Source organism: Vibrio sp. 1069, assembly GCF_033340555.1.
Map to the genome: position 1 here is coordinate 109,419 of NZ_JAWOWP010000015.1, position 15,930 is coordinate 125,348.

15 protein-coding genes, 1 tRNA gene and 1 other annotated feature are annotated in these 15,930 nt (G+C 44.8%); of the genes, 8 read left to right on the forward strand and 8 right to left on the reverse strand.

Annotated elements, in window-relative coordinates; all coding sequences use genetic code 11:
* Positions 1 to 3 precede the first annotated feature (3 nt).
* The 4 genes from trpD to R7040_RS19495 form a co-directional block, all read right to left on the reverse strand.
* Entirely contained in the window at positions 4 to 1,014 is a 1,011-nt protein-coding gene (gene trpD / locus R7040_RS19480) for an anthranilate phosphoribosyltransferase (RefSeq protein ID WP_213967813.1), read from the reverse strand.
* A gap of 37 nt (positions 1,015 to 1,051) precedes the next feature.
* A complete protein-coding gene (locus R7040_RS19485) occupies positions 1,052 to 1,660 on the reverse strand; it encodes an aminodeoxychorismate/anthranilate synthase component II (RefSeq protein WP_053807588.1) in 609 nt (202 codons plus the stop codon).
* 16 nt (positions 1,661 to 1,676) lie between these two features.
* Positions 1,677 to 3,242: an anthranilate synthase component 1 gene (locus R7040_RS19490; RefSeq protein ID WP_064354137.1), complete on the reverse strand. Its 1,566-nt coding sequence runs from the start codon at positions 3,240 to 3,242 to the stop codon at positions 1,677 to 1,679.
* Positions 3,243 to 3,368: 126 nt separating this feature from the next.
* Positions 3,369 to 3,472: a sequence feature (Trp leader region), on the reverse strand.
* Positions 3,419 to 3,544 (reverse strand): trp operon leader peptide, encoded by a 126-nt coding sequence (locus tag R7040_RS19495; protein ID WP_005376787.1) that lies wholly within the window; start codon positions 3,542 to 3,544, stop codon positions 3,419 to 3,421. (Overlaps the previous feature by 54 nt.)
* Positions 3,545 to 3,639: 95 nt before the next feature.
* On the opposite strand from R7040_RS19495, the gene rnm reads away from it, so the two are divergent.
* Positions 3,640 to 4,497: an RNase RNM gene (gene rnm / locus R7040_RS19500; protein ID WP_005386777.1), complete on the forward strand. Its 858-nt coding sequence runs from the start codon at positions 3,640 to 3,642 to the stop codon at positions 4,495 to 4,497.
* A gap of 59 nt (positions 4,498 to 4,556) precedes the next feature.
* Positions 4,557 to 5,177: an L-threonylcarbamoyladenylate synthase gene (locus R7040_RS19505; protein WP_005376791.1), complete on the forward strand. Its 621-nt coding sequence runs from the start codon at positions 4,557 to 4,559 to the stop codon at positions 5,175 to 5,177.
* Between the two features lie 91 nt (positions 5,178 to 5,268).
* Here R7040_RS19505 and R7040_RS19510 read toward each other — a convergent pair whose 3' ends face one another.
* A complete protein-coding gene (locus R7040_RS19510; RefSeq protein ID WP_005376796.1) occupies positions 5,269 to 5,979 on the reverse strand; it encodes a calcium-binding protein in 711 nt (236 codons plus the stop codon).
* A gap of 565 nt (positions 5,980 to 6,544) precedes the next feature.
* Here R7040_RS19510 and rluB point away from each other — a divergent pair.
* Entirely contained in the window at positions 6,545 to 7,483 is a 939-nt protein-coding gene (gene rluB, locus R7040_RS19515) for a 23S rRNA pseudouridine(2605) synthase RluB (protein WP_005376798.1), read from the forward strand.
* Between the two features lie 187 nt (positions 7,484 to 7,670).
* On the opposite strand, the gene R7040_RS19520 is transcribed toward rluB, so the two are convergent.
* Both R7040_RS19520 and yeiP read right to left on the reverse strand, forming a co-directional pair.
* On the reverse strand, positions 7,671 to 7,991 hold the full coding sequence (locus R7040_RS19520; RefSeq protein ID WP_005376800.1) for an HI1450 family dsDNA-mimic protein: 321 nt from the start codon (positions 7,989 to 7,991) through the stop codon (positions 7,671 to 7,673).
* 2 nt (positions 7,992 to 7,993) lie between these two features.
* The gene (gene yeiP / locus R7040_RS19525) at positions 7,994 to 8,560 is read right to left on the reverse strand and encodes an elongation factor P-like protein YeiP (RefSeq protein WP_005376801.1); all 567 of its coding nucleotides are present in this window, start codon (positions 8,558 to 8,560) and stop codon (positions 7,994 to 7,996) included.
* A 194-nt stretch (positions 8,561 to 8,754) separates the two neighbouring features.
* Between yeiP and R7040_RS19530 the strand changes: the two genes are divergently transcribed.
* Complete coding sequence (locus tag R7040_RS19530; protein ID WP_064354136.1) at positions 8,755 to 9,522, forward strand: hypothetical protein; 768 nt, start codon at positions 8,755 to 8,757, stop codon at positions 9,520 to 9,522.
* Here the strand turns inward: R7040_RS19530 and R7040_RS19535 are convergent.
* The gene (locus R7040_RS19535; RefSeq protein WP_064354135.1) at positions 9,519 to 11,882 is read right to left on the reverse strand and encodes a DNA polymerase II; all 2,364 of its coding nucleotides are present in this window, start codon (positions 11,880 to 11,882) and stop codon (positions 9,519 to 9,521) included. The two genes, R7040_RS19530 and R7040_RS19535, sit on opposite strands and share 4 nt — an antisense overlap.
* A gap of 426 nt (positions 11,883 to 12,308) precedes the next feature.
* Here R7040_RS19535 and uvrY point away from each other — a divergent pair, with 426 nt between their 5' ends.
* The 4 genes from uvrY to R7040_RS19555 all read left to right on the forward strand — a co-directional run bounded on the left by uvrY (position 12,309) and on the right by R7040_RS19555 (position 15,928).
* Positions 12,309 to 12,953, forward strand: coding sequence for a UvrY/SirA/GacA family response regulator transcription factor (gene uvrY, locus R7040_RS19540; protein WP_005386783.1), 645 nt, complete (start codon positions 12,309 to 12,311; stop codon positions 12,951 to 12,953).
* A 1-nt stretch (position 12,954) separates the two neighbouring features.
* On the forward strand, positions 12,955 to 14,787 hold the full coding sequence (gene uvrC, locus R7040_RS19545; RefSeq protein ID WP_315956421.1) for an excinuclease ABC subunit UvrC: 1,833 nt from the start codon (positions 12,955 to 12,957) through the stop codon (positions 14,785 to 14,787).
* Between the two features lie 46 nt (positions 14,788 to 14,833).
* On the forward strand, positions 14,834 to 15,391 hold the full coding sequence (pgsA, locus tag R7040_RS19550; RefSeq protein ID WP_005394805.1) for a CDP-diacylglycerol--glycerol-3-phosphate 3-phosphatidyltransferase: 558 nt from the start codon (positions 14,834 to 14,836) through the stop codon (positions 15,389 to 15,391).
* A 463-nt stretch (positions 15,392 to 15,854) separates the two neighbouring features.
* Positions 15,855 to 15,928 (forward strand) — tRNA-Cys (locus tag R7040_RS19555).
* Positions 15,929 to 15,930 lie beyond the last annotated feature (2 nt).

The window sequence follows — 15,930 nt, forward strand, 5'->3', positions numbered from 1 at the left end:
TCCTTAAGCGTGTGCGGCAAGTTGTTGTACCAAATGGTACGCCTTGCCTGAGTTCATTGCCTCAATCGCTTGTTGCGTGTTGGCTTTTAAATCTTCGTGGCCGAATAGACGCATTAGCAGAGCAACGTTTACTGCCACTGCACCCAATTGTGCATCTGTACCTTTACCCGTCAGAATATTGGTAATGATCGCTTTGTTTTCTTCAGGATCGCCACCTTTGATCGCTTCTAGCGGGTGCGCGTCTAGACCGAAGTCTGCAGGCGTTAGCGTGTACTCTGTGATCTTACCGTCTTTGATTTCGGCAACGGTTGTTTCACCGTGAATTGCTACTTCGTCCAAGCCACTGCCGTGAACTACAGCGGCGCGCTTCATACCCATTTGTAGCATGGTTTCTGCGATAGGACGAACCAGTTCTTCACTGTAAACGCCCATCAATTCGATGTTAGGACGAGCAGGGTTAATCAGTGGACCAAGGATGTTAAAGATGGTGCGTGTTTTCATGGTTTGACGCACTGGCATCGCATGGCGCACACCACCGTGGTACTGAGGTGCAAATAGGAAAGCAACACCGATCTCGTCTACCGCTTTGCGCGTATCTTCTGCGCTCATAGCTAGGTTGATACCAAATGAATCAAGAAGGTCAGAAGAACCAGATTTGCTTGAAACGCTGCGGTTACCGTGTTTCGCTACTTTTAGACCACATGCTGCAGCAACAAACGCCGCAGTGGTTGAAATGTTGATGGTGTTGTGACCGTCGCCGCCAGTGCCTACGATATCTGCGAAATCGTAATCTGGGCGAGGGAATGGGTTTGCGTTTGCCAGTAGTGCTTTTGCCGCGCCTGCTATTTCATCCGGCGTTTCGCCTTTGATTTTTAGTGCAGTCAGTGCTGATGCCATCAAAATTGGGTCTAGTTCACCACGGATAATGATGTCGAATAGCTGTTGGCTCTCTTCCTGAGTAAGCGATTCTTGCTCGTACAGTTTGGTAATAATAGGGTTGATGATTGCTTCCATATTTCCTCTCCTAAATTTCTTATGTGCCAAGTGCTTTTTAAGCAGTGAGTGGGTTCGTTGAAGTTTGTTCTTCAAGTGCCCATTCAATGGCATTGGCCAACAGTGTTGCTCCGTAGGTCGTCATAATAGATTCCGGGTGGAACTGGAACCCGCAAACTTTATCTTCTTCATGTACAACAGACATTACCAAGTCATCCACTTCTGCTGTGATGGTTAGGCTCTCAGGAACCTTGGTCGCAACCAGCGAGTGGTAACGTGCAATTGCAAGTGGTGATGGTAGGTTTTGGTAAATCGCATGGTTTTGGTGCTCCATCATAGAGACCTTACCGTGAATGATTTCGCCCGCGCCAGCAACAGTACCGCCGTACGCTTCAACAATCGCTTGGTGACCAAGACAAATGCCGATCATCGGCACTTTGCCTTTCATACGTTGGATAAGCTCTGGCATTGAGCCTGCCTCTGAAGGTGCACCAGGACCTGGTGATAGCAGAACCACTGGGTTTTCAAGCTCATTTACCGCTTGTTCAATGGTTTCTGCTGGGATGTTGTTTCGGTAAATCTTGACTGAGTGACCTAGCGAGCGGAATTGATCCACAAGGTTGTAGGTGAACGAGTCAAAGTTGTCGATAAAAATGATATTAGCCATCTCTGAACCCTATTCCTTATTGTGAATTATGCGCTGCTTGGATAGCAGAGATTACCGCTTGTGCTTTGCCGCGCGTTTCGTCTGCTTCCGCTTGTGGATCAGAGTCGAACACCACGCCAGCACCAGCTTGAACTTGAGCAATGCCGTTCTCAACGTACGCTGAGCGGATCACGATACAGGTGTCGAGTGTGCCTTCACCAGTGAGGTAGCCAACAGCGCCGCCGTAGCTACCGCGTCGTGCGCCTTCTACATCGCGAATCAACTGCATGGCACGAATCTTAGGTGCGCCGGTGAGCGTACCCATGTTCATACATGCTTGGTATGCGTGCAGCGCGTCTAGGTCTTCACGCAGTTGACCAACCACACGAGACACCAAGTGCATTACGTGGCTGTAGCGGTCGACTTTTAGAAGGTCTGCTACGTGGCGAGTACCAGATTGAGCAATACGAGCGACGTCGTTACGTGCCAAGTCAACCAACATCATGTGTTCTGCGTTTTCTTTCATGTCGGTGCGCAGTTCAAGTTCGATGCGACTATCTAGGTCGAAATCAATCTCGCCGTTAGGGCGCTTACCACGGCGACGTGTGCCTGCTATTGGGTAGATTTCAATTTGGTTAGTGTGTGTTTCGTACTTAAGCGCACTTTCTGGTGATGCGCCAAACAGAGTGAACAGCTCATCTTGCATGTAAAACATGTAAGGGCTTGGGTTACTTTGTTTCAGTTCTTTGTAAGCCGCGAGTGGAGAAGGGCAAGGTAGAGTGAATCTACGAGACGGTACAACTTGGAATACATCGCCTTTCACTACGAACTCTTTTAAGTCGCGAACGGTTTGGCAGAAGTCTGTATCAGACACGCTAGGTTCTACCGTTACATCTGTTATTTGCTCTGCACTCGGCAACAGTTTTGGCGCTGCACACTGGACGCTAATTTCTGCAATACGAGTCTCTAACGTTGTTTTCTCTGAACCATCAACAAACAACGTCGCTTGAAGCTGGCAAGATTCCGTTTGATGGTCGACAACAAGTAGTGTTTCCGCTACGTAGAAAACGTAATCTGGACACTGATTTGTTGCTTTTGCATTACCAAGCGGCTCGAAGTTTGCGACTAAGTCGTAGGCAAACAGACCACCAAGGAAAATCGCGTGCTTGTCTTGCTGCGAAATATCAAAACTATGCTGAACCAAACGCAGCGCATCGAAAGAAGAGGCTTCACGTAGGCGAGAGTCTTCATCTAACGTGTCGCATGGCTGGTTAAACTCCAAAGTTAGCGTTTCGCCATCGAACTTGCTCTCAACGTCACCACGGATGTTTTGGTTTAGGTGAGACAGTAGGTTTTTACCGTTATTGGTCAAGGCGTGCATGCTAACGGTATGGCCGAAGCAAACAATGCGAACCGCTGAATCTACGATCAGCAGGGATTTTAAATTTTGCTTTGAATCGATCTCAGCAGATTCCAGCAATAGGCTGTCAGTTTTGTTCTCACATAGTGTGTGGAACAAGCGAGTCGGGTCTTGAGTATAAGGGACGGAAGCCGTTAGCACTTCAAGCTGTCCAAGTTTCTTAATTTCAATGGCCTTGTTCACAAGACCTCCTTGTAGCTGTTTAAATCTTCCTGCCGTACATAGTCGCATAAAGCAAACGTTCTCCCAATCTAGAGTTGGCCATATTCGATTAATGTTTAGGCAGTTGAATGTGAAATGAGCAACAAAACAAAAAAGCCCGCTTAAGTAGCGGGCTTTACAACGTTTGGTTCTATAAACTAGAAGTATACGTTTGCCCACCAAGAACTAGTCCAAGTGCGCCACCAAGCAAGATCTGATGAGTTTGCCTTATTAAGACAAACCGCAACTTTCGCTTTTTGGTTTTGGTTAAATTCTTGTAACATGGTGAACCTTAAATTACGTACTTTGTATTTGTGTACTAGTTAACTAGTGCGAGAGTAAAAAGTCAACCCCAAAACGGCATTAAAACGATAAAAATATGAGAATTGATTTACATAGTCACACCACTGCATCGGACGGTCGGTTAGAACCTAAAGATTTAGTGGAAAGGGCGCTGAGTTTTGATATCGAGGTTTTGGCGATCACTGATCACGATACGGTTGACGGTTTGGCGTTAGCTAAGCAATACGTTCAAGATAATAATTTGCCGATAAAAATCATCAATGGCATTGAGATATCGACCGTCTGGCAAAACAAAGACATTCATATTGTCGGCCTGAATATTGATCCGGAAAATGAACAATTATCTGCCCTCATAGAACAGCAGAAGCAGCATCGCATAACACGATCTGAGTTAATTGCAGAGCGACTACAAAAAGCAACTCGAGTAGGTGTGCTTGAAGAGGTAAGGCAAATCGCCGGTGATGCTCCAGTGACAAGAGCGCATTTCGCGAAATGGTTGGTAGATAATGGTTACGCAAAAACCATGCAAATGGTGTTTAAAAAATACCTAACGCGTAATAACCCAGGTTATGTACCACCGAATTGGTGTTCGATGAAGGATGCGGTTGATGCTATCCATGCGGCTGGTGGAATGGCGGTATTAGCGCATCCTGGCAGATATAAGTTGACAGCGAAGTGGATTAAGCGTCTTCTAGCAGCGTTTGTCGAAGCAGGTGGTGATGCGATGGAAGTTGCACAGCCACAGCAAGCGCAACAAGAAAGGCGCAACTTGGCTGATTATGCTATACAATACAAACTATTAGCCTCTCAAGGCAGTGATTTTCACTACCCATCACCGTGGATGGAGCTAGGAAGGAACCTATGGTTGCCTGCTGGCGTCGAACCAGTTTGGAAAGATTGGGGAATAGATCCTTCGTTGAATAATACTCAGTAATACGAAGTCGAGAACCCATAAAAATATAGAGCCGAGAGGCTCGATAATGAGGAATTACAATGAGCCAGTTTTTTTACGTTCACCCAGAAAACCCACAGGCTCGCTTGATTAATCAAGCAGTAGCAATCATTCGTAACGGCGGCGTTGTGGTTTACCCTACTGATTCAGGGTACGCACTTGGCTGTCAGTTGGAGAACAAACAAGCACTGGAACGAATCTGTCAGATTCGTCGTCTGGATGATAAGCATAACTTTACTTTACTGTGTCGTGATTTGTCGGAGCTTTCTCTCTATGCGCGAGTGGATAACTCTGCATTCCGACTGCTGAAAAATAACACACCAGGTCCTTACACCTTCATCTTCAAAGGCACAAAAGAAGTGCCGCGTCGTTTGATGAATGCAAAACGTAAGACCATCGGTATCCGTGTCCCAGACAATCAAATTGCCTTGGACTTGTTGGAAGCATTAGGTGAACCGATGATGTCTACGTCGTTGATTCTACCTGGCAGTGACGTAACAGAATCTGATCCAGAGGATATTCGCGATAAACTAGAACATGCGGTTGATGTGATTCTTAATGGCGGTTACCTAGGTGAACAACCTACGACTGTAATTGACTTTAGCGAAGGTGAACCTGTTGTAGTTCGTTTGGGATCAGGTGACCCTGCACCATTCGAATAGTAGACGCACCACCGCCAAACAAAATAGGAGGCATCGCGCCTCCTATTTTAGTTGTCATATCGAATATCTCATTGAACTTAACTGATTGAGGTTAAGCAAAATCGAAAATGTCGATACCATTTTGTTCTGCATAGTTGATGTATGCAGAGCTCACACCGTTTAGTGTCACTTCAACATTGTATTCATCACTTGAGAATACTGCCCAGCCACATTCATTGTAAGATAAAGTCAGATCATCCGCTGAATCCAAGAACGTATCTCGAATGCCATCGTTATCAGTGTCTCGGCCCATATCAAAGACAAGTTTGTCATGGAAAATATTAAAATCGACAATGTCGGCTTTGACATCAATATCGTTGGAAGATACTGGCTGATCAGGTACACCAATAGCCAGGCGGTTTGTAAGCACGAAGGTGTCGTCTCCACAGCCACCGCTCAGTACTGATTCACCATCACCAACAACGAGGGTGTCGTTACCCCAGCCACCACTCAAGTAGTTGTTGCCTGAATAATCAAAAATTGTGTCGTCGCCACAGCCACCAAAGAGTTTGTCGTTTCCTAATCCTCCGGATAGGAAATCGTTTCCAAAGCCGCCAGAAACAAAGTCGTTACCTCGGCCACCAAGCAAGGTATCGTCTCCCCAGCCACCGAAGACAATATCATTACCTCCGTATCCTACAAACTTATCATCACCACAGAAGCCGAAGAAAATATCGGTTGTTTCAGAGCCTTTTGTGCCTGTCATATCGTCATCTTGAGATGTCCCAAAAATCCAATTTAGGTCGAGATTTAGCATAGACATTGTTCTATTCCTTTTTGTCTGATTTATGCCAATCGCCGAGAGTGCAGAGCGAACCGAGTGAGTCAGAGTACACGATAGCATTAGTGTTATTTTTGATGTGAACTAATGACTTAAAGACAATTTTTGTCTTGTTACCCACGACCGTGCTTTGCTATGAGCGCTCATTGTCTGCGGTGATTGGTATTACTTAGCAGCAAACCGGGACGGCTTATTCTTCGTTGTTTTCTAGCAATACGAACAGTAAACACACCCCAAGTGGTTATTGTTGTAACCCTGACAATTTTATCAGGTACCGCGTGGTTAAAGTGGTTCAGGAAGACCGATATTAGTGGGATTCTCGTTGAGCAATGACTGCTTTAAGTAGTAAAAAAGTTGCAGAATAGGACAAATATTTCGGTCATTTTTGAAGTGAATTTTGGTGTAGAGAATGGCGCCGATTTAGCTTACATTAACTAAGAAAGTTACGTATAATGTCCGACCGAAAAATCCCACTGAAATGGGTAAATAGCAAAATGCAGACCAATCCTGGTCTAGACGTCTGTGAAGACGACACATAGGTAGATAAATGAGCGAAAAGTTACAAAAAGTATTAGCACGTGCTGGTCACGGTTCTCGTCGTGAGATTGAATCGTTAATTAAATCTGGTCGCGTTAGCGTGAACGGTGTAGTCGCTAAGCTTGGTGAAAGACTTGAAGACGAGAGCAGCGTAGTTCGTATCGATGGTCACATTGTCTCTGCAAAGATTCAAGAAGAAGTGATTTGTCGTGTACTTGCGTACTACAAACCTGAGGGTGAACTGTGTACTCGTCACGATCCAGAAGGTCGTCGTACTGTTTTTGATCGTCTGCCAAAAATTCGTGGCTCTCGTTGGATTTCAGTTGGTCGTCTGGATGCGAACACTTCTGGTCTTCTACTTTTCACAACGGATGGTGAACTGGCGAACCGCTTAATGCACCCAAGCCGCCAAGTTGAACGTGAATACCTAGTACGTGTGTTCGGTGAAGTAACTGAACAGAAAGTTCGTAATCTAGTAAAAGGTGTTGAACTGGAAGACGGTTTAGCTCGCTTTGAAGATGTTGTTTACGCGGGTGGTGAAGGCATGAACCACACGTTTTACGTTGTTATCAACGAAGGTCGTAACCGCGAAGTTCGTCGACTATGGGAATCGCAAGAGTGTACCGTTAGCCGTCTGAAACGTGTTCGTTACGGCGACATCTTCTTAGACAAGAAACTGCCTCGTGGCGGTTGGATGGAGCTTGACCTGAAAGAAGTAAACTACTTGCGTGAGCTTGTAGAGCTTCGTCCAGAGAAAGAAACCATGCTTGATCTGAACAAAGACAACACGTCACGCAAACGTGAGCGTGCACGCAGCCAAAAAATTCGTCGCGCAGTTAAGCGCCATGAAGAGCGTGTTAACACGCCAAAAGGTCGCAGCAACAACCCTTCTCGTCGTAAGCCGAAGAAGACTGCTGGTGACCAAGGCGCACGCAACAAGCATCGTTAATCGATAGCAAAACATCAGAAAGGCTTGCCAATTCGGCAAGCCTTTTTCTTATCTGTTACATAACAAAAGGGTCTAAAGCCTATATAGAGCAGGGTGCTTTGTATAAACAAATATCTCAGCTAGACGAAAATAACAGATAAAAAAATACCAGCACTAGGCTGGTATCTTTGTTCATGATGAAGAAACGTTAATCGCGTTTCCAAAGCATATGGCAGAACTTATGTTCAGGGTCTCGGCTGATTAGCATACGAGCAAATACGTCATCAAGAACGTCATTTTCCTCATTTACTAGGCCGATACGAACCTCTGCATATACTTCTTTGTCGATCTCGAAGCCAACATGTTCAACCCAGTCATCACCGGTTTCAACAAGTTCTGCGGCACCACGATCTTCAAATTGCGCAGTAAACAGAATCACGTCAGCAGGCTCTAGGTTATCTGGAGCCATCTCAAGGAAAATGTCGTACGCTGCGTCGATGACGTCGTCGTAAGAAATCAAATCAGACATGCTTATGCTCGGCTCATGTATTTACGTTCAGCTGTGTTAATGATAACACGGTCACCAGTTGCAATGTACTCAGGAACCTGGATGACAAGACCTGAAGCGAAGCGTGCTGGCTTAGTGCGAGCAGATGCAGAAGCACCTTTGATTGAAGGGTCAGTTTCTTCAATCACTAGCTCAACAGAAGATGGTAGTTCAATACCCACTGCAGCACCGTTAACAAGGATAATGTGGATACCTTGTGTATCTTCGTTGATGAACAGCATGTCGTCTTCAACTTCATTGTGCTTGAATGTGTATTGTGAGTAGTCTTCGTTATCCATGAAGATGTGCTCATCGCCGTCAGCGTATGAGTACACAACTGCACGTTTGTTCATTTCTACCGTTTCAACAACGTCATCAGACTTGTAACGCTCATCTACACGTGCGCCCGTGTTTAGATCTGTACAACGCATTTTGTAGATTTTAGCGCCGCCACGACCGCCAGGAGTCGTTACTTCGATGTCTTTAACTAGAAGAGTTTTACCATTAGACTCGATTGCGAAGCCTTTTTTGATTTCACTTGCCTTTGGCATTGTATATTCCTATTCATACTTATTAAGCAAAACTCGGTGATTATAGCGCTAAGTTAGCCGCCTAGCATTAAAATTCATTGCAGAAATTTGTTGTTACTCCCATGACTAAACACCTGAATGGACTTGATTCGGTGAGTCGGCTAAGAGAACATATAGCCCAACTTCTTGAACCATCTGAGAACACGTTTTAAGTCATGTCTCTGCCTGTTATCGATCCTAAACAACCATTTCAACCAGAGTTTGCGCCTTTAATTAGGGAAGTCACCGCTTGTCTCAAAGGTGGACTGGGGCAAAACTTACACAGCGTTTATGTATACGGTAGTGTTGCTCGCAAAACAGCGATCGTTGGGAAGTCGAACTTAGACTTGGTTGTCGTTACTCAATCATCCTTTGAGCACAATAGCGCGACTTTGCTCAACACAATTAAGTGGCGTGCGCAGCAGAGTTACCCTCACGTTAATGGTGTATCGGTCCGTACAGCCTTAGTGAGCGAAGTAGCTAATTTAGACAGTATTTTCACTTGGGGCTTTATGCTTAAGCATTGCTGTGTCTGTGTTTATGGTGATGATCTAGCAGACTGTTTTGGTGATTACGTCCCAAGTTGGGAAATTGCTAAGCACTGGAATATGGATGTGGAAGATTGGATTACGGCTTATCGCAAAAAAATCGTACAAGCGAAGACGATAGAAGAGCAGGTGGCCGCCCAGCGCGTGATTGCTAAAAAGTTACTAAGAGCGTCATACTCTTTGGTGATGTATCGAGATAAACGTTGGTTTGATGACCCCGTAGAGTGTGGCAAGGTATTCTTAACTTATCATCCTGAAAAGCAGCTTGAGATCGAGCGGCTAGAAATTTTACTTTCTGGCCGGGGGATTCCCAAGCGTTCTGTTATCGGGCTAATTGATGCGTTTGGTGATTGGTTAGTCAAACAGTACCAGAAAACAGAGTTTCGTATCGGCTAAAACAACCCCATTTGCGGCGCTGAAAGCCTGTCAAAGTCCGTCCCAATGAAAGGGAGAATCGCATCTGCAACGGGTTTGAGTTGTTTATCAATGTAATGTTGATAATCAATCGGGCTATTGAGGTACTCATAAGGTTCAGGGCCGTTCACGGTAATAATGTATTCAATTCGTCCTTGGTTTTGATACTGTAATGGGCGGCCAAGCTTGGCATTTATCTCATCCGCTAAACGAGCTGCACGCACTTGTGGCGGGACGTTCTTCTGATACTCATGCAGTTTTCTGCGCAGTCGCTTTTGATACACCAACTGTTCATCAAATTCACCGTTGTTAGTTTTCTCAACCATCTCTCGGACATAGTCGCTTGGATCTTCACCATGGAAAATCATGCTATAGAGTGTATTTTGAAATTTCTGTGCTAACGAGGTCCAGTCAGTACGGGCACTTTCTAACCCTTTAAATACAATCCGTTCTTGCTCTCCTTCACCGATTAAACCCGCATAGCGCTTTTTCGAGCCAGTTTCTGCGCCACGAATCGTTGGCATAAGGAATCTGCGATAATGGGTTTCATACTCGATTTCCAACATAGATGTTAGGTTGTACTCAGAACGCAGGTGTTCTTGCCACCAAGAGTTGATGTAATCAACTAATTGATTTCCAACAGCGTCAGCTTCTACTTGACTGTATGGTCGATTCAACGACACGAATGTGGAATCCGTATCGCCGTAAATCACTTGATATCCTTGCTCCTCGATCAGCACCTTGGTTTGCTTCATGATTTCATGTCCGCGCATGGTAATACTAGAAGCTAACCGAGTATCAAAGAAACGACATCCCGATGAGCCCAGTACGCCATAAAAGGAGTTCATGATGATTTTGATTGCCTGAGAAAAAGCTTTTTCATTGTTCTTCTTTGCAACATCACGTGCTGCCCAAAGCTTTTCAATCATTTCTGGTAAAAAGTGTTTCGTACGATGGAACTGCCCACCGCGAAAGCCAGGTACAGCCTGATTTTCTTCTTTTCCAATATCGAGCAATAACCCCTCAACTAAACCCATAGGATCAATCAAGAAAGAGCGAATAATCGATGGATATAGACTCTTAAAATCCAATACTAAAACAGAATCATATAGGTTAGGGATGGAGTCCATCACGTAACCGCCTGGGCTCGCAATCCAACTTTCAGGGTGTAGGTTTGGGGCAACGTAGCCTGCTCGGTGTATCTGAGGCATGTATAGGTTTGTGAATGCTGCAACCGAACCGCCGACACGATCCAGTTCGACACCAGTGAGACGAGAGCGCTCTATTGCAAAGTCAAGCAGGTGAGTGTGATTGAAAATCTTATTCACTAACACGCAGTCTTGTAAATTATATTTAGCCAGCGATGGTTTGTCGGAGCGGTACATACGATTGATCTCATCCATGCGGTCATGAACGTTGTGGATTTCTTTCCCTTCCCCTAAGAGTTCTTGAGATACAGACTCTAATGACCAAGACCGAAAGTGATAAGTCGCCGTTTTTAACGTATCGATACCGTCCATTACAACTCGCCCTGGAATGGAAATAAACCCTTGTTGGCTTTGAGATGAACTTCTGAAAAAGCTGGCTTGGTCTGCTCTACCAAGCATTAGCTTCATGTTGTGCCATTCTGCTCGTTTGTGTAGCAGACGAAAGTCAAAATCAATGACGTTCCAACCGACAATGACATCGGGGTCGAACTGTTTAAACCAAACGATGAGTGCTTCTAGAAGCGCTTTTTCATCCTTAACCCATTGTATCGGTGTCTCCGAAGGTTCTGCTTCTCCGATCATGATAACGCGGGAATCCATGACGCTGTCTAATCCGATTGAGTAAAGAATGCCTTTCTCAGAGCATTCTATATCTAGCGAGACAACGTTTAACTTCGGCTCATATTGCCCCGCACGGCATTTTGCGCTCTGGACGCGTTGGTAGCCATTGGTGCGAGTCACATTGCCTGTAAACTCGATACTGCCTTTGATAAAACGCTCCATTAGGTAGCGATCGGCGAGGCGAATATCACTTTCGTACGTAGTGATATCTTTTTGAGCGAATGTGTCTTTGAGTGCGAGAGCGTCTCTGGTTACATTGGTATAGCAGGCAGCAAGAGGCGTATGTTCAAACGTTTTGAGATCCAAAAGGCGGATGTCGACGAATATGTTTTTTTCTCGTGCGAGTGTCTTTGCTTGCTCTGAGTGTTTCTGAGCGATGAAAAATACTGGCTTCTCACCATTAATAAGTAACTGAGTAGGACCTGCTTCTGTCGAAAGCCACAACTCGATTTGAGTTTGACCTTTGATGTCTCGTGCCTGTCGAGTAAGCAGAAAGCCTTGTTGGATATTCAAATGTGAGAAACCTTAGAAAACTTGAAGAACGTTAGTTTAACACTAAGAACTGTAAAAATAACCAGTAAAGAAAGCGTCTCAATTTTTGCTGGAATTAGTGATTACAAGTTAGTCTTTGGTGCAAGAGGGACAGTGTCATTTTAAGTTATAGCGTGTTTCTCTGGGCAATATGAAATCTAGTTACTTGATTTATTGTACTTAATGTTGTTAATTGTCTTTTCTTAGATTTCGGTTCTGCTCATCACGCTCTAAAATAATAGAGTGGTTTATGAATAAGTTCTTGCTAAAGTTTGCGTTTCAGCACATATTCATAGAAAGCAATTTTTTGTCGATTACGTTAGTATATAGGCAGTCATACTGATATCCACATTTAACAAATAATGGTTATGTGGGTGCAGAACCAATACAAAGTGTGGAGATACAAGTTTGATAAATGTTTTCCTTGTAGATGATCACGAGCTGGTTCGCACAGGGATACGACGTATTATTGAAGACGTCCGTGGAATGAACGTAGCAGGAGAAGCTGACAGCGGTGAAGATGCAGTAAAATGGTGTCGCAGTAATCATGCTGACGTCGTTTTAATGGACATGAACATGCCAGGAATTGGCGGCTTGGAAGCCACTAAAAAAATTCTTCGCGTGAATCCTGATGTGAAAATCATCGTACTTACCGTTCATACAGAAAACCCGTTTCCAACCAAGGTGATGCAGGCAGGTGCGTCTGGTTATTTAACCAAAGGTGCTGGCCCTGACGAAATGGTGAATGCGATTCGTGTAGTTAATAGTGGGCAGCGTTACATCTCGCCAGAGATTGCGCAGCAGATGGCATTGAGTCAATTTTCTCCAGCCTCTGAGAACCCTTTTAAAGACTTATCCGAGCGTGAATTGCAGATCATGCTTATGATCACCAAAGGCCAAAAGGTAACGGATATTTCTGAGCAACTTAATTTAAGTCCAAAGACAGTCAACAGCTATCGCTACCGACTCTTTAGTAAATTGGACATTAATGGTGACGTTGAGTTAACTCACTTAGCGATTCGCCACGGAATGCTGGACACCGAGACCCTTTAGCGTGAATCCTCCCTTCGATTCGGCTTCCTTTCTCAAGACAGTAACTAATCAGCCCGGCGTTTACAGAATGTACAACGCCGAAGCTGTTGTAATCTACGTAGGTAAAGCCAAAGACCTTAAAAAGCGCCTTTCAAGCTACTTTCGGAAAAAAGTAGACAGTGAGAAAACTCGCGCGCTTGTCAGTAATATCGCCAAAATAGACGTCACGGTGACTCACACTGAGACAGAAGCGCTGATCTTAGAGCATAACTACATCAAGCAGTATTTGCCGAAATACAATGTGTTGCTGCGAGATGATAAGTCTTACCCTTATATCTTTATTAGCGGTCATAAGCACCCACGGCTTTCTATCCACCGTGGCGCCAAGAAGCGCAAAGGTGAATATTTTGGCCCCTACCCAGATTCTGGTGCAGTAAGAGAAACATTGCATTTGCTGCAAAAGATATTTCCTGTGCGCCAGTGTGAAGACACTGTCTATTCCAACCGAACGCGCCCATGTTTGATGTACCAAATTGGTCGTTGTGCAGGACCATGCGTTAATACCATCATTTCTGATGAAGAATATGCAGAGTTGGTTGGCTTTGTGCGCATGTTTTTGCAAGGCAAAGATCAGCAAGTACTCAAACAGTTGATTGAGAAAATGGAAGTTGCCAGTCAGCAATTGCGCTTTGAAGATGCCGCTAAATTTCGCGATCAAATCCAAGCGATTAGGCGTGTTCAAGAGCAGCAGTACGTCTCAGAAGACAGCATGGATGATATGGATGTACTCGGGTTTGCTCAGGAGAATGGTATCGCGTGTATCCATATCCTGATGATACGCCAAGGCAAAGTGCTTGGTAGCCGTAGCCATTTTCCGAAAATCCCACAAAATACAAGCCAGCAGGAAGTGTTCGATAGTTTTCTGACTCAATACTATTTGAGCCATAACGAAGCACGTACAATTCCTTCTCGTATTATTTTGAATCAAGAGTTGGCAGAAGATATTGCGCCAATACAGAAAGCGTTAAGTGAAGTGGCAGGCCGTAAGGTTCATTTTCATACGTCGCCAACTGGCTCTCGAGCAAGGTATCTCAAGCTTTCGAACACGAATGCACTAACGGCGATTACCACCAAAATCAATCACAAGATGACGATTAATCAGCGTTTTCATGCGCTTCGCGAAACATTGAATTTGGAGTCTATAGCTCGAATGGAATGTTTTGATATCTCCCATACGATGGGGGAAAGCACGATTGCGTCATGTGTGGTGTTCAACAATGAAGGCCCCGTTAAGCAAGAGTATCGTCGCTACAACATTACTGGGATTACCGGTGGTGATGATTACGCAGCAATGGGACAAGCGTTGGAGCGCCGTTATTCGAAGCAATTGGACGTAGAGAAAATTCCCGACATCATCTTTATCGATGGCGGTAAAGGTCAGTTAAATCGTGCGCATGACATCATTTCGCAGTACTGGGGGGATTGGCCAAAGCGTCCTATCATGATTGGTATTGCAAAAGGCGTTACTCGCAAACCAGGTTTAGAAACGCTGATTACAGTCGATGGGGACGAGTTTCATTTACCAAGCGATGCTCCTGCGCTGCATCTTATCCAACATATTCGTGATGAAAGCCATAACCATGCTATAGCGGGGCACCGTGCTAAGCGAGGTAAAACCAGACGTACGAGTGCACTCGAAGGGATTGAGGGAATCGGCCCTAAACGACGTCAGGCGTTACTCAAGTACATGGGTGGGTTACAAGAACTTAAACGTGCAAGTGTCGAAGAAATCGCCAAAGTACCGGGAATAAGTCACTCTTTAGCAGAAATTATTTTCCAAGCATTGAAACAATAAGGAAAATCGCGCAACATTAAGCCGCAATGTGTAAGAGAATAATAAAATGCGTTTGAATATCCCGAACATTCTGTCTCTTCTTAGACTGTTCCTAATCCCTGTTTTTGTGGTTGTCTTTTATCTACCTTATTCATGGGCACCGTTTGCAGCAGCAATGGTGTTTTGGGTCGCGGGTTTTACTGACTGGCTTGACGGCATGTTGGCCCGTAAACTTGGCCAAACTTCTCGTTTTGGCGCGTTTATTGATCCTGTCGCTGATAAAGTGCTAGTGGCAACGGCATTGATTCTAATCACGGAACATTATCATTCAATTTGGGTGACCATTCCTGCGGTAACGATGATTGCGCGAGAAATCATTATCTCAGCATTGCGAGAATGGATGGCTGAAATCGGTAAGCGAGCGAGTGTTGCGGTATCTTGGGTTGGCAAAGTAAAAACTGTTTCGCAAATGTTCGCCTTATGGGTGTTGATATGGCGTTACGATGAATGGATGGTTTGGCTAGGCTTTGCGGCCTTGTATGTGGCAACTTTCTTGACATATTGGTCAATGATTCAATATTTAGCTGCTGCGAAAGACGATCTGTTGAATGAAGAGCACCATTAAATACTGATGTTAGAAAGCAGGCTTAGTAGCCTGCTTTTTTGTATCTAAGGCAATCTACAGCATTTTTTTGCTTCTCTCGCTTTTCAATGCTTGTTAACGGCCATGCTTGCAATTTGTATCTGGGGCTTTTGCTTCGATAGAGTTCCATTTGTGATCTAAGTCTTGTTTTTGTCCTTGGAGAGTCTCAGAGAGGTGAGTCTTCTGATTATTAATACTTCAATGCACGCAACGCACGGCCAGCAGTGTAAGGCGTAGCCAAAGTTTTATGATAAACAAGTGTATTTAAGCGATTTTTAGTATCAAAACTAAGCAATCCATCGTCTTTCGCACAAATTCTAGTCAAACGATTTAAAAAAATAAAAATAGTGTTGACTCGATCGCTCGAATCCGTAGAATGCATCCCGTACCCAAGAGAGCACGGCTCAAAAGGGTGGTGAAAAAGCTTAGCTTTATTCACAAATGAGGCGCCTTGGCAGAGTGGCTATGCAGCGGATTGCAAATCCGTGGACCTCGGTTCGACTCCGGGAGGCGCCTCCATT

Excerpts from the sequence above, each read along its gene's own strand:
- trpD (WP_213967813.1), bottom strand. The coding sequence starts at position 1,014 with ATGGAAGCAATCATCAACCCTATTATTACCAAACTGTACGAGCAAGAA.
- R7040_RS19485 (WP_053807588.1), bottom strand. The coding sequence starts at position 1,660 with ATGGCTAATATCATTTTTATCGACAACTTTGACTCGTTCACCTACAAC.
- R7040_RS19495 (WP_005376787.1), bottom strand. The coding sequence starts at position 3,544 with ATGTTACAAGAATTTAACCAAAACCAAAAAGCGAAAGTTGCGGTTTGT.
- rnm (WP_005386777.1), top strand. The coding sequence starts at position 3,640 with ATGAGAATTGATTTACATAGTCACACCACTGCATCGGACGGTCGGTTA.
- R7040_RS19505 (WP_005376791.1), top strand. The coding sequence starts at position 4,557 with ATGAGCCAGTTTTTTTACGTTCACCCAGAAAACCCACAGGCTCGCTTG.
- R7040_RS19510 (WP_005376796.1), bottom strand. The coding sequence starts at position 5,979 with ATGTCTATGCTAAATCTCGACCTAAATTGGATTTTTGGGACATCTCAA.
- rluB (WP_005376798.1), top strand. The coding sequence starts at position 6,545 with ATGAGCGAAAAGTTACAAAAAGTATTAGCACGTGCTGGTCACGGTTCT.
- R7040_RS19520 (WP_005376800.1), bottom strand. The coding sequence starts at position 7,991 with ATGTCTGATTTGATTTCTTACGACGACGTCATCGACGCAGCGTACGAC.
- yeiP (WP_005376801.1), bottom strand. The coding sequence starts at position 8,560 with ATGCCAAAGGCAAGTGAAATCAAAAAAGGCTTCGCAATCGAGTCTAAT.
- R7040_RS19530 (WP_064354136.1), top strand. The coding sequence starts at position 8,755 with ATGTCTCTGCCTGTTATCGATCCTAAACAACCATTTCAACCAGAGTTT.
- pgsA (WP_005394805.1), top strand. The coding sequence starts at position 14,834 with ATGCGTTTGAATATCCCGAACATTCTGTCTCTTCTTAGACTGTTCCTA.